Origin of the sequence: Paraburkholderia sp. HP33-1 (genome assembly GCF_021390595.1) — a bacterium.
Classification (GTDB): Bacteria; Pseudomonadota; Gammaproteobacteria; order Burkholderiales; family Burkholderiaceae; genus Paraburkholderia.
Genome location: NZ_JAJEJR010000001.1, coordinates 864,549 through 877,915, shown reverse-complemented (window position 1 = coordinate 877,915; position 13,367 = coordinate 864,549). Strand labels below are relative to the sequence as shown.

At 62.8% G+C, this 13,367-nt stretch carries 13 protein-coding genes and 1 tRNA gene; 2 read left to right on the top strand and 12 right to left on the bottom strand.

What is annotated here, in order from left to right; translation table 11 throughout:
- Window positions 1-26 precede the first annotated feature (26 nt).
- A complete protein-coding gene (locus L0U81_RS04020) occupies window positions 27-206 on the top strand; it encodes a hypothetical protein (protein WP_233800289.1) in 180 nt (59 codons plus the stop codon).
- Window positions 207-240: 34 nt separating this feature from the next.
- Here the strand turns inward: L0U81_RS04020 and L0U81_RS33500 are convergent, their stop codons facing one another.
- Window positions 241-369, bottom strand: a complete 129-nt coding sequence (locus L0U81_RS33500; protein ID WP_267956412.1) for a hypothetical protein — start codon at window positions 367-369, stop codon at window positions 241-243.
- A 513-nt stretch (window positions 370-882) separates the two neighbouring features.
- Window positions 883-1,887, bottom strand: coding sequence for a lipopolysaccharide heptosyltransferase I (gene waaC / locus L0U81_RS04015; protein WP_233800288.1), 1,005 nt, complete (start codon window positions 1,885-1,887; stop codon window positions 883-885).
- Between the two features lie 217 nt (window positions 1,888-2,104).
- Here waaC and L0U81_RS04010 point away from each other — a divergent pair, with 217 nt between their 5' ends.
- Window positions 2,105-3,547, top strand: coding sequence for a chloride channel protein (locus L0U81_RS04010; RefSeq protein ID WP_233800287.1), 1,443 nt, complete (start codon window positions 2,105-2,107; stop codon window positions 3,545-3,547).
- Between the two features lie 79 nt (window positions 3,548-3,626).
- Here the strand turns inward: L0U81_RS04010 and L0U81_RS04005 are convergent, their stop codons facing one another.
- The 10 genes from L0U81_RS04005 to L0U81_RS03960 form a co-directional block, all read right to left on the bottom strand.
- Window positions 3,627-3,938: a YXWGXW repeat-containing protein gene (locus L0U81_RS04005; protein ID WP_176121181.1), complete on the bottom strand. Its 312-nt coding sequence runs from the start codon at window positions 3,936-3,938 to the stop codon at window positions 3,627-3,629.
- 283 nt (window positions 3,939-4,221) lie between these two features.
- Window positions 4,222-4,476: a cell division topological specificity factor MinE gene (gene minE / locus L0U81_RS04000; RefSeq protein ID WP_008922443.1), complete on the bottom strand. Its 255-nt coding sequence runs from the start codon at window positions 4,474-4,476 to the stop codon at window positions 4,222-4,224.
- A gap of 15 nt (window positions 4,477-4,491) precedes the next feature.
- Window positions 4,492-5,307 (bottom strand): septum site-determining protein MinD, encoded by an 816-nt coding sequence (gene minD, locus L0U81_RS03995; RefSeq protein WP_184065409.1) that lies wholly within the window; start codon window positions 5,305-5,307, stop codon window positions 4,492-4,494.
- Window positions 5,308-5,361: 54 nt separating this feature from the next.
- On the bottom strand, window positions 5,362-6,207 hold the full coding sequence (minC, locus tag L0U81_RS03990) for a septum site-determining protein MinC (RefSeq protein WP_233800286.1): 846 nt from the start codon (window positions 6,205-6,207) through the stop codon (window positions 5,362-5,364).
- A 210-nt stretch (window positions 6,208-6,417) separates the two neighbouring features.
- Window positions 6,418-6,951 carry a GNAT family N-acetyltransferase gene (locus L0U81_RS03985; RefSeq protein WP_233800285.1) on the bottom strand — a complete coding sequence of 178 codons (534 nt, stop codon included), beginning with the start codon at window positions 6,949-6,951 and terminating at the stop codon, window positions 6,418-6,420.
- A gap of 91 nt (window positions 6,952-7,042) precedes the next feature.
- A complete protein-coding gene (gene map, locus L0U81_RS03980; protein ID WP_233800284.1) occupies window positions 7,043-7,828 on the bottom strand; it encodes a type I methionyl aminopeptidase in 786 nt (261 codons plus the stop codon).
- Between the two features lie 412 nt (window positions 7,829-8,240).
- Entirely contained in the window at window positions 8,241-9,626 is a 1,386-nt protein-coding gene (locus L0U81_RS03975) for a hypothetical protein (RefSeq protein ID WP_233800283.1), read from the bottom strand.
- A gap of 727 nt (window positions 9,627-10,353) precedes the next feature.
- Window positions 10,354-10,444: transfer RNA gene (locus L0U81_RS03970), tRNA-Ser, on the bottom strand.
- A 151-nt stretch (window positions 10,445-10,595) separates the two neighbouring features.
- Window positions 10,596-11,891, bottom strand: coding sequence for a serine--tRNA ligase (gene serS, locus L0U81_RS03965; protein ID WP_233800282.1), 1,296 nt, complete (start codon window positions 11,889-11,891; stop codon window positions 10,596-10,598).
- Window positions 11,892-11,955: 64 nt separating this feature from the next.
- Entirely contained in the window at window positions 11,956-13,269 is a 1,314-nt protein-coding gene (locus L0U81_RS03960; RefSeq protein WP_233800281.1) for a replication-associated recombination protein A, read from the bottom strand.
- Between the last annotated feature and the right edge of the window lie 98 nt (window positions 13,270-13,367).

Sequence of the window (13,367 nt, the reverse complement as noted above, 5' to 3'; positions counted from 1 at the left end):
ACCCTATAACAATCAGGGAGACTCGCGTGAACATCCATCTTCATAATGCCGATATCGTGGTGATCCTCGCGCTGGCTTTGCTCTGCTCGCTGCTGCTCGCGCTGCGCTTCCGTCCGGCGACATGGAAAGGCATCGTCGTCGAGGCGCTGGCCGCGAACGCCGCGGCGATTGCCGCGGTGGTCGCGTTCGAAATGCTCCTCGCCTGAGGCCCAACGGCCCGGACCACGCGCGGCGCGCGGCTTATCGGTAGTAGCCGTGATAGTAGCCGCCGCCACCGTAGTAGTAGCCCGGCGCCGGCACGACGACGCAGCCGCCGAGTGCCGATGCGAGCAGCATGCCGGCCACGAGAGTCAGGATCAAGCGTTTCATGTTGTTCTCCATCGAGTCAGATTGATTCGAGCGCAAACCCCGAATGACCCGATTGAACACGATGCGCCGTGCGTCGAACGTTGCCATTTGTAAGTGAAGATCACTGGGCTGTTACAGGATCGACGTGCCGGATCGACGCGTTTGGTTGGCACGCAGCGCTCTCGCCGGATCGCGCCAACATGGCGGGAATCACCGCCTATACTTCGTTGAGCGTCCTGTCGCGATAGAAGCCTTGCTGGCCGCGCTGGCGTCGGCGCAAAGGAGCGGCTTCAGGCGCGCCGGGCGGGCATCGACGCCCGGCGACACGCCAACGCGACGCCCTTGCTACCCGCGCATCGGACGCTTCAGCGCTCAACGAAAAGCGACAGTTTTAACAGGCGTGTAATCGATTCCTCTTCGCCCGCTGTTCCCCGACACGGGCGATCTTTGAGGCGCGGCGACGCAGTCTCCGCCCGCGAGGGCGAACTACGCGTCGCGCTTTTTTCTTTGACCCAAACGATCGCGCGGACGTGCTCAGGCGGCGGCCGACCTGTGGTGCATCGCGAGCTCCGGCTCTGACGCTTGCACGTAGTCGATCGCTTCGAGCGCCGCGCTGACGGACGGTACCGAGTGGCCGTCGCCGATCGAGGTCGAACGATACGGCGCCTCGACGCCGCAATGCGACGGCGACGTCGCGACGAAGATCATCACGGTGCGCTTCTGCAGCGCATGCGCGAGGTGCACGAAGCCGGTGTCGGCACCAACCACGAGTGCACAGTTGTCGATCATCTGTGCGACTTCGGTCACGTTCATTTGCGGCAGCACGGTCGCGCCGGGCACCTGCGCGGCGATCTGCTCGGCCGCAGCACGCTCATCGGCCGAACCCCACGGCAGCACCACCCGAAAGCCGCGCTCGCGCAGCTCGCGCCCCACCGCCACCCAGTGCGCGAGCGGCCATTTCTTCTCGTCTTTCGAAGTCGCGTGAAAGAATGCCGCCACCGGCGCTTCCTGCGCCACGAGCGGTCGCATGATGGGCTCGGGCAACTGCAGGTCGTAGACGGGCGGCCCTTCTACTTCGTAGCCGAGCGCCTCGCCAGCGCTGAGGCGCATGCCGTGCCACGCGCTACCTTGCGGACGTGGGCCGAAACGCCCGGTGTACGCGAACGCGGCGCCGCGCTCGCCAAGATCCTGGGATTGATAGCCGATGCGCCGTGAAGAGCGCGCGAGGAAGGCGATGATTGCGCTCTTGTAGACGCCGTGAATGTCGATGATGTAGTCGTAGCGATACGCGCGAAGCTCGCAGATCGATGCAAAGATCGCCTTCAGATCACTCCAGCGGCGCGCCTTCTTGAAGCGGCGCAGTGGCGCGCACAGCACGCGATCGACACCCTTGCTCCAGCGCAGGAGCTCCGCAAATGCTTCGTCCGCCGCCCAATCCACCTGAACGCCAGGAAACGCGCGTTTGATATCGGCGACCACTGGCAACGCCTGCACGATATCGCCTAGTGAAGTGACCTTGACGATAAGGATTCGCTTCATTGAGGGTCTGTTCGTTGTTCGAAATTGAACTTATTTTAGCTGACGATTTTACCGATCCAAGTCAAATGGGCGTCGCGTGCGGTCCGGTGCTCAATACGGCACGTTACAGAGAAGAACTGAGCCTATCTGAAATTCGCCCTCATTATTTCAAAATCCTTTCACGCATTCTGGCCGGCCCCGCACGTTTTATACTTGGCGCTTTGCACCCACCTGACTCATGTCCCAGCCATCCCTTTCCCGTTCTCCCGCCGTTATGCGTCGCGCGAAACGCCTGTGGCGGCAATACGGCGTGTTCTGGCTCGGCGCGATCGCCGTCGGTCTCGTCGCGGTGCTCTATGCGCGTCTGATCGATTGGGGTTACGCCGAGTTTCTCGGCGTGCTGCGACAACACGTGTGGGCGCCGCTCGTGATCACGCCCGCGGTCGGCGCACTTGCGGTATGGCTCACGCGCACGTTCTTTCGCGGCGCCGAGGGCAGCGGCATTCCGCAGGTGATCGCGACGCTGCACAGCAAGCCGCGCGCGTACGGCACGCGGCTGCTGTCGCTCCGGATCCTGGTCGGCAAGATCGGCGTGTCATTTCTCGCGATTCTCGGTGGCTTCACGATCGGCCGCGAAGGACCGACCGTGCAGGTCGGCGCCGCGCTGATGTTCAATCTGCGCCGGCTCTATCCGCGCTCGAATGCGCACATTGAACGGCAGCTCGCGCTGGCGGGCGCGGCCGCGGGTTTATCAGCCGCGTTCAATACGCCGCTGGCGGGCGTCGTGTTCGCGATCGAGGAATTGACGCGCAGCTTCGAGGCGCGCACGAGCGGCGTGCTGATCACGGCGATCATCATCGCGGGCGTCGTCGCGCTGGGCCTGAACGGCAACTACACCTATTTCGGCACGATCCAGATCGGCGCGCATTTCCCCGACCTGCTCGCCGTCGCGGTGCTGCTTACCGCGATCCTCACGGGGATCGCGGGCGGCATATTCGGCTGGCTGCTGCTCAACACCGCGCGCTGGATTCCGGCGCCGCTGCGCCAGCTTCATGGCGAGCGGCCGGTCGTGTTTGCCGCGCTGTGCGGGTTCGCGATCGCGGTGGTCGGCGTGGTCTCGGGCGGCACGACGTTCGGCAGCGGCTATACGGAGGCGCGCGGCCTGCTCGAAGGACACGAGCAGCTGTCGGTGTTCTATCCGTTTCTGAAGATGATCGCGATGATCGGCTCGTACCTGCCCGGTATTCCGGGCGGTATCTTCGCGCCGTCGCTGTCGATCGGCGCGGGCTTCGGCAATCTGCTGCACATGGTGTTCGATTCGATGCAATTGCCGATGCTGATCGCGCTCGCGATGGTCGGCTATCTGGCCGCCGTCACGCAGTCGCCGATCACGTCCTTCGTGATCGTGATGGAGATGATCGACGGCCACGCACTCGTGATTTCGCTGATGGCCACTGCGTTGATTGCGAGTCGGGTGTCGCGCCTGTTCACCCCGCCACTCTATGAGTCGCTCGCCCAACGCTACATGGCGCCGCTGCCGCAGCCGGCGCCCGCGCCGGTGCCGGAAGTGCCCGAGGTCGAGGTGCCGCAGGCTGAGGCCGGGAGCATCGACGGCGAGCCATCCGTCGACAACACCGCAGAGGATGACGCGGCGGATACGTCCGACTCACCGCGTCAGTAGATGACCACGCGGGGCGCGCGCGATATCGACCGCTGCGCGCCGCGCGTTACCCGACGTCATCACGTCGTTGATCACGATATCAAGCCCAGTGTCCCGGCACCCAGCGATAGTTCGGGCCATGCTCGATCCAGTGACCCGGCATCCAGTGATAGCCGACACGCTCGGCCTGCCAGTGTCCAGCGACCCATACGTAGCGGCCATGATCCCAACGCCAGTGACCGTGATCCCACACGTAGCCGACGCGCGGCGCGGGCACCGCTTCGAAGCGCTCCACGGGCGGCGCGGACGGCGCGACGATGACGACTTCCGCGGCCGAAGCCGAAGCCATCGCGGCGGCGCCGGCGGCGATCAGAACGGTGTTGGCCAGCAGCAGGCGAAAGGATCTGTTCATGATTTCCCTCTTAGGTTGAACGCCGGATGCGGCGTTACCGGTTTAATGCGCGAGGGCGACGCGACGCTGACGATCCGCGTGTAACGGCACATGCTGATGTGCAACGGTTTATTTCGACGGGGAAATGTCGAGCGCGGGAGAGGTGGCTTCGGGCAGAAGCTGGAGAAAGAGCCGACCGTCGCACGACATCGCGTTGACCCAACACGACGCGATGCGACGTCCTGCATGTGATGCGATAGGGAACGCACAGGCGGGACCGCGCAGCCGGCGGTCCATCCGAAGCTCAGGCCTGCGGTATTTCGATCTTGACTTCGAGCACCTCGAGATCGTCCTGACGCTCGAGACTCACGCGAATATCGTCATCGGAAATCTTCACGTACTTCGAGATCACGGCCACCAGTTCGCGTTGCAACGCAGGCAGATAATCGGCGGGCGCATGGCCGCCGGCGCGCTCGTGCGCGATGATCAACTGCAGGCGTTCCTTCGCTACCGACGCGGACTTCTTTTTCTCGCCCAGCAAAAACGAAAGAATCGACATTACGTGCGCCCCCCCTTACTTGGTGCCGAAGAGGCGCTGCAGCAGCCCGGGCTTCTGGTAATCGACAAAGCGAAGCGATTTCTGCTCGCCGAGGAAACGCGACACGACGTCCTTATAGGCTTCGGCCACGTCGGTGCCGTCCAGATGCACGGCCGGCAGACCCTGGTTCGACGCGTGCAGCACCGCTTCCGATTCAGGAATCACGCCGATCAGGTCGATGCGCAGAATTTCCTGGATGTCGGTGAGCGACAGCATTTCGCCTTCGCTGACGCGCTTCGGGTTGTAGCGAGTGATCAGCAGGTGTTCCTTGATCGGCTCCTTGCTTTCGATCGCGCGCTTGGTCTTCGACGACAGGATGCCGAGAATGCGGTCGGAATCGCGCACCGACGACACTTCCGGGTTCGTCACGATCAGCGCCTCGTCGGCGAAGTGCATGGCAAGCAACGCGCCCGACTCGATACCGGCCGGCGAATCGCAGACGATGTATTCGAAGTCCATCGCGATCAGATCGTTGATGACCTTCTCGACGCCTTCCATCGTCAGAGCGTCCTTATCACGCGTTTGCGACGCGGGCAGGATGAACAGGTTCTCGCATTTCTTGTCTTTGATCAGCGCCTGGTTCAGATTCGCTTCGCCCTGGATCACGTTGATCAGGTCGTACACGACACGGCGCTCGCAGCCCATGATGAGGTCGAGGTTACGCAGACCGACGTCGAAGTCGATCACGGCGGTCTTGCTGCCGCGCAGCGCGAGGGCCGACGCAAAGCTCGCGCTCGTGGTCGTCTTGCCCACGCCACCCTTGCCCGAAGTCACCACAATGATTTTTGCCATTACCCTTACCTTGTGTTCGTCAAATGCGTCAATTGGTGCGCGGCTCGCGGCGCTTTACGTGAGCCGCAGCGGTTCGATCATCAGTTTTTCTTCTTCGAGCCAGATCTGCACCGGCTTGCCGAGCACGTCGGCCGGCAGCGGATTCTCTGTCGTTCGATAGATGCCCGCGATTGAGATCAGTTCCGGTTCGAGACACGTGCAGAAGATGCGCGCGTCGTGATTGCCCTGCACGCCGGCCAACGCCCGGCCGCGCAGCGGCGCGTAAATATGGATGTTGCCTTCCGCGATCACCTCGGCGCCATAGCTGACGAGACCGAGCACGACCAGATCGCCTTTTGCGTAAATGCGCTGGCCCGAGCGCAGTGGCTTGTCGACCACCATCGTTTGCGGCGAGGTGGCGAGGCGTACCGGTTCGGCGGCGGGGGTGGGTTCCACGGAGGTGGGGGCGGCCGTGTTCTCGGCCGTACTGGTTGCCGTGGATGCGGCGGCCGTCGATGCGGTGGCCGTTGCTGCCGGGGCTGCCGAGTTCGTTGCCGTGTCTGCCGGGGTGCCGCCCTCATCGGCCTGCTTCGCCGTCGCAGCGCGGCGGTCGCGCGCTTCGAGCATTGGCAATCCCGACTCCGCCGCCCACGCCTGCTCCGCGTTTGCGACCACGCCGACCGGACGCATGCGCACGCTGTCGAGCAGTTGCGCGATGTCGGCAAGCGGCACGCGTTCGTCGCCGGCGAGTCGTCGCACGTCGATCGCGACGACGTCGTTAGCGAAGAATTCGGGGGTCGCCTCGAAGCGCCGCGTCAGTTCGGCACGCATCGCATCGAGGTCGGTCGTTTTGACCACGAACATCAGCGTGTCGACAGAGCCGCTGCGCAGTTCGAAAAAGGGCGATTTCTTGGGCGACATAGCGTTCGGCAAAAAATTTTGCGTATTTTACAGGCGTACACGCGCGCGGCCACTTTTTTTACCGGGAGAATCGGTGCTCGCGCGTGCGGGCGCAACGCGTCTCGTCGGTGCGATCGACGCGCGACGGTACGAAAGAACTGCTGGCGGGAAAAAGACCGTGATGAAGGGACGGCGAAGACGAGCGGCGCGAGCGGTGCGCCGCTGGCGGGATCACTGTTGAAACACCTGCGAGGTGGTCGGCACGTGCCGCACCAGCAGACTTTCGATCTGCTCGGGCGCGCGCTCGACGCGCCGGTGCTCGCCGGTCGAGCCAAAGCCGAGCGCCTCGTAAAAGCGCATCGCGTTGCGGTTCGCGTCGGCGACCCACGCGTAGATTTCGGTAGCGCCCGCATTCGCGAGCCAGTTGCTCGCGGTGTCGACGAGCAGCTCGCCGCCGCGCAGATGACGCACGGCCGGCGCCACCCACAATTCGCAGACGAACGCGCGGCGCGCCGCGGTGTCGTCGAAATGCGCCTCGATCAGGCCGGCCGGATGGCCCTCGGTGTACAGGATGAAAGTACCGACGGACTGCGAAACCGCATGATCCGCCGCGGTCGCGTCGAAACTGGCGGCATCGGCCGACAACGCCTCTTCGAGTGTCGCGCCGAAGGCATACGGCGCCTCCCGCAACGATGCAGTGCGGAGTTCGCGAAAAACGGCGCCCTGATCAGCAGTGATGCGGTGAACGGTCAATGACGGACTCATGCAGACGAAAACCCCTTGAAACCCTAACGCGTAGCTTTAACCGAACCGGCCGGCGAGTCAATTCATTATTGACCAGATTGGGCGGGCGCGGTCAAGGCGCCTCGTAATGGCCGGTGCCGTCAGGCCACGGCGTCAGCAGTTCATAGCCGTCGTCAGTCACGGCAACCATGTGCTCCCATTGCGCCGAAAGCGAGCGGTCCTTCGTGATCACGGTCCAGCCATCGCGCTGCACCGACGTGCCGGCGCGGCCCGCGTTGATCATCGGCTCGATCGTGAAGACCATGCCCGGCTTCAGACGCACGCCCTGCCCCGGCTGACCGTAGTGCAGCACCTGCGGATCCTCGTGATAGACCTTGCCGATGCCGTGCCCGCAGTAGTCGCGCACGATCGAGAAGCCCTCGCGCTGCGCGATCTTCTGGATTGCATGGCCGACGTCGCCGAGCGTCGCGCCCGGCTTCACCTCGCGGATGCCGGCCACCATCGCCTCGTAGGTCGTGTCGATCAGCGCACGCGCGACCGTGCTCGGCTGGCCGACGCAGTACATGCGGCTCGTGTCGCCGAAATAGCCGTCCTTGATGATGGCGACGTCGATATTGACGATGTCGCCGTCTTTCAGAATCTCGTTGCGATTCGGGATGCCGTGACACACGACATGGTTGACCGACGTGCAGACGGTCTTCGGAAAGCCCAGATAGCCGACGTTGGCCGGAATCGCTTTCTGCGTGTGGACGATGTAGTCGTTGCACAGCGCGTCGAGGTCGTCGGTGGAGACGCCTGCCTTGACGTGCTCGCCGATCATTGCCAGCACATCGGCTGCGAGGCGGCCGGCGATGCGCAGCCTCGCGATATCGTCGGGGGTCTTGTAGGTAATGGCCATGAATTCAGTCGATGTAAGTCGCGGGTCAAGTGCGAGATGACCCGCCGCGCCCGAAAGCCCGGCGGCCCGCAACCGCCGCTTGATCGGGCGATTTCGGGCAATTGTACAGAGGATCGTCGATGGACCCCGCGCAAACCGGCTGAAGCGGTGCGCGGGAAGCGGCGGTGGCGCTATTGAAGCTGGTGGCGCAGCGCACCCGAATCACGGCGAAAAGGTCCGACGGTGCGTCGAGCCGGACACCTGAATCGCTCAGTTTTCCGAACTAAAGGTGATGGAGGAGTTTCGGATGAGATCAGGCGCCCTCCCCTCACCTCGATACTCTGAAGGAAGGGTCGGGCGCCGCTGTACTGCCCGTCACACCGGGCGGCATCGACTACGAACGGGCGGAACCGCTTACGTCGATATCCGCGGGTCAGTTGTCCGGATGGGCAGCCGTAAAGCTCGTGAACGCGCTATACGACGGATTGAGCGGCGTACCGTTCATCATGATGCCGTAGGTGTCGTTGCCGCTATCCAGTACGTAATACATGACGGCCTGGATATTATGCGTCTTGCGGTTCTGATAGAACTCGCCGAGCTTCGACGTGATGTAGCTCCCACGGTAGGTCTCCGTTTGCTCCGGTCCGGTATTCCACTCGGTGATGATGAACGGCACGCCATACCGGGCCTTGCAATAAGTCGGCAGATCGAAGCCTGGCATCGCGCCGTCCGCACCAAGGGAGAACACATCGCCATACACCTCGTAGTTGTGCCACGTGGTGATGTCCCAGCGCACCTTCGGGTAACCGCCGCTGCCATCCGGCTGCATACCGTCCCACAACGCGTCCGCCGCGCCGACATCGTTCACGCAGAAATTGATGCCGCACTTCGCGTTCGTCTGCACCGATTTCACGCCGTCGATCATCCCGCGCATCAGGCCGCGCATCACCGGCCAGTTTGCGTTGTTGAAGTCCGCCGCCTTGGTGCCCGCCGTGGTGAAGTCGAGCACGGTGGCGTTCTGCCGCGTCAACTCGTTGCCGCACTCGTAAATGGTCACGCCATACGGCTTCAGTGCGTTGGCGACCGCCTGGGCTACCACGTACCCCTGGGTATAAGCGGCCGACTCGCCCTTCCACAGGTTGCCGTATGAGTCGGTAACGCCCTGGTCGATCAGCACGAGCAAGGTCATGCCCGCCGCCTGAAAAGCCTGCGCGAGTCCAATCACCGCGTTCAACTGCGTCGCATTGTTGGTGACGCCGACACGATAGCTTTTGCAGCCCATTGCCTTCAGGATCGAAACGATCTGTTGGGGCGTGTACGTGTAGTCGTTGTGGCCGTTCATGCCGAAGAACATGCCGGCAGGCGGTGCGATCGCGGTGCGCGGATCGTTGCACGGCAGCCACTGGGTGGCGACGTCCGCAATGACGTAGAACTGGCCGCCCGTGCCGCGGTGCCAGACCCTCCCGCCGTACCACAGCACGAGCGACACGTTGTACGTGTTGCCGACCGTCGCGCCGTTGCGGTAGATAACGCCATTGGAGAGCGTCCACTTCGCGCCGGTCTTGTCGATGATGTACGGCGAAGCGGGCAGTGTGGTGCCATCGGCCGAGGTGCCGCTCGCGTCCTTCGCGACCGGCGTTGTATTGCCGTTGGTGCTGGAAGCAGCCGAAGCAGCATTGGCGCCGGAAGCGCCGGAAGCGGCGGAAGCTGCGGAAGCCTTGTCGCTCGCGTTTCCGGATCCGCCACCACCACATGCGGTCAAAAGATAACTTGCGCTGAGGGCCGTCAGGCCGCCGAGAAATTGACGTCGTTTTATCATGCGGAGTAATTCCAAATGTCGGGAAAATTCCCGATAAAAAGACCGAAGAATGAATTTGCTGAGATTCGGACGGACAATACGCAAGGGACCGCTGCAAACAATTTGCAGTGCTTATGAAGCAGTTGTCCTGAAGTGCTTAAAACGCGCGTTCTGATGTCCGATTGAACCGATGCGCGAAAACGCGTCTCGCGGTGGTCCAGATTGACAAGGCGGGTGCGCAAGGGCGCGCGGTTACTTGCTCCGCACACTTTCTTACCGATTGCAGCGATAGATATTGCCTTACAGGAAAATTATTCCCGTAAAAGCTGCAGTCGGCGGAAATCTTACCCTGAAGTAATGACTGCGCCCATTAAAAAACAGTAATAATTTGCGAAAAAGGGCGAATATTTCTGATAACTCAGCGTAACGCGAAGATTCCTACGATAAGGGAACAGTACATGCGCGAACTTTCGGACTTCGACCCTGTTTAGCTCACAACAGCCACAAGAGTCGAGATTTTCAGGTGAATCGAGGGCAGGTGCAGCAAGCAGCCGTTACGGGCAATTACATGGCAAACCGGCAAGCAAAGCACGACAACCAGTGAATAGCCGTATTAAGAAAATATGAATGAAAGGAATGTCACGAATTGAAAAGACGCGCGGGGTAATTCGAATTGCATCGCAAAACAATTCGATAGCCCAAAGCAAAAACCCCTTGATCTCGGTGAGATCAAGGGGTTTTCAGAATTTGGCGGAAAGGGTGGGATTCGAACCCACGGTACGGGGAAACCGTACGCCTGATTTCGAGTCAGGTACATTCGACCACTCTGCCACCTTTCCGGGTATTCCAACTCGCTGCTGCTTCGTCGGATCCAAGCTGGTCGTTGCTTGGGAGACCGAGATTATAGAACAGCTCGAATCAGTTTTCCAAGCCCCTCGGCGAAAAAACTTCTAAAAAACTTTCGAGGGACCCGGACACTGTCAGCGACGCTCAGGCCGCCGGCACTTCCAGCCGCTCCACACCGCCAAGGTAAGGCCGCAGTGCAGCGGGCACCGTCACCGAGCCATCGGCGTTCTGGAAGTTCTCGAGCACTGCGACGAGCGTGCGGCCCACCGCGAGACCCGAGCCGTTCAGCGTATGCACGAGCTCCGGCTTGCCCTGCGCGTTGCGGAACCGCGCCTGCATGCGTCGCGCCTGGAACGACTCAGTATTCGAGCAGCTCGAAATCTCGCGATACGTGTTCTGCGCGGGCAGCCACACTTCGAGGTCGTAGGTCTTCGCGGCCGAGAAGCCCATGTCGCCGGTGCACAGCGTGATCACGCGATACGGCAGCTCGAGCTTCTGCAGGATCGCCTCGGCGTGCCCGACCATCTGCTCGAGCGCGTCGTACGATGCGTCCGGCGCGACGACCTGCACCATCTCGACCTTGTCGAACTGATGCTGGCGGATCATCCCGCGCGTGTCGCGGCCGTACGAGCCCGCTTCCGAGCGGAAGCACGGCGAGTGCGCGGTCAGCTTGATCGGCAGCGCGTCCGCTTCGACGATGCTCTCACGCACCGTGTTCGTCAGCGAAATTTCGGAAGTCGAGATCAGGTACTGCGTGACCGTGTTTTCGCCGCCGCCCTTCTCGACGCGGAACATGTCGTCCGCGAACTTCGGCAATTGGCCGGTGCCGTACAGAATCTCAGGATTCACGATGTACGGCGTATAGATCTCGGTATAGCCGTGCTGCTGCGTGTGCGTGTCGATCATGAACTGCGCGAGCGCGCGATGCAGCCGCGCAATCTGCCCGCGCAGCATCGTGAAGCGCGCGCCCGACAGCTTCGCGCCGGTCTCGAAGTCGAGGCCGAGCGGCGTGCCGACGTCGACATGATCCTTCACCTCGAAGTCGAACTGACGCGGCGTGCCCCAGCGGCGCACTTCGACGTTCGCGGCTTCGTCGTTGCCGAGCGGCACGCTTTCGTGCGCGAGGTTCGGCACGCCGAGCAACAGATCCGACAGACGTTTCTGGATGTCTTCGAGCTTGACCGCCGACGCCTTCATCTCGTCGCCGATGCCGCCGACTTCGGCCATCACCGCCGACGTGTCTTCGCCGCGCCCTTTCATCGCGCCGATCTGCTTCGACAGGCTGTTGCGGCGCGCCTGCAGTTCTTCGGTACGGGTCTGGGTATCGCGGCGTTCCGCTTCGAGCGCGGTGAAGACCGCGACGTCGAGGGTAAAGCCGCGGTCGGCGAGGCGTTTGGCGACGCCGTCGAGGTCTTTGCGCAGCAACTGGATGTCGAGCATGGGATGGGACGGATGTTCGTTGGATGAAAACGCGATTTTAACGCACCGGCCAGGGCGAAACGCGTCAAGCCTTCTTCGGCTTGTTCTCCGCGCGCCACCGCGCATCGAGCTCGGCGAGCCGCGCGAGCTTTTCGCCGATCTTGCCTTCGAGACCGCGCGGGGTCGGCTCATACCAATGCGGCTCGCGCATGCCGTCCGGCAGATAGGTCTCGCCGGCCGCGTACGCATCGGGCTCGTCGTGCGCGTAGCGGTAGTCGTGGCCGTAGCCGAGCTCCTGCATCAGCTTCGTCGGGGCGTTGCGCAGATGCACCGGCACCGCGCGCGACTGGTCCTTGCTGACGAAGCGCCGCGCCTCGTTGTACGCGTTGTACCCGGCGTTCGATTTCGGCGCGACCGCAAGGTAGATGATCGCCTGCGCGAGCGCGAGCTCGCCCTCGGGCGAGCCGAGACGCTCGTAGGTTTCGGCAGCGTCGAGCGTGATGCGCGCGGCACGCGGGTCCGCGAGACCGATGTCTTCCCACGCCATGCGCACGATACGCCGCGCGAGGTAGCGCGGGTCCGCGCCGCCGTCGAGCATGCGGCAGAACCAGTACAACGCGCCGTCCGGGTTGCTGCCGCGCACCGATTTATGCAGCGCGCTGATCTGGTCGTAAAATGCGTCGCCGCCCTTGTCGAAGCGGCGCAGGTTTTCCGCGAGCGCGCTGCCGAGCAAGGTGCCATCGATCTCGGTGGTCTTCTGCCGCGCCGCCGCGCGCGCGACGATCTCGAGGTTGTTCAGCAGCTTGCGGCCGTCACCGTCGGCCGAACCGATCAGCGCGGCGCGCGCTTCGTCGGTGAACGTGAGGCCGCCGAGTTCCTTCTGTGCGCGTTCGAGCAGCTCAAGCTGTTCGTCGTCGGTCAGGCTCTTCAGCACGTAGACGGCGGCGCGCGACAGCAACGCGCTATTGACCTCGAACGATGGATTCTCGGTCGTCGCGCCGACGAACACGAACAGGCCCGACTCGACGTGCGGCAAGAACGCATCTTGCTGGCTCTTGTTGAAGCGATGCACTTCGTCGACGAACACCAGCGTCTGATGGCCGTTCGCGCGATGAATCTGCGCGGTCTCGACCGCCTCGCGGATATCCTTCACGCCCGAGAGCACCGCCGACAGCGCGATGAACTGCGCGTCGAACGCATCGGCCATCAGCCGCGCGAGCGTGGTCTTGCCGACGCCGGGCGGCCCCCACAGGATCATCGAATGGGCTTCGCCGGATTCGAACGCGACCCTGAGCGGCTTGTTCGGACCGAGCAGATGCGCCTGACCGATCACTTCGTCGATATTGCGTGGCCGCAGGCGTTCGGCGAGCGGAACATTGGCACGGGTTTCTTCAAACATGACGTTTTGGGGATAATCTCGGCTTTCCGGGCTCGCACCGCATCGGAGCGACACCCCGCGGGACAAGCGCAAAGCCCGCGCACGGCCGGAAGCACAGG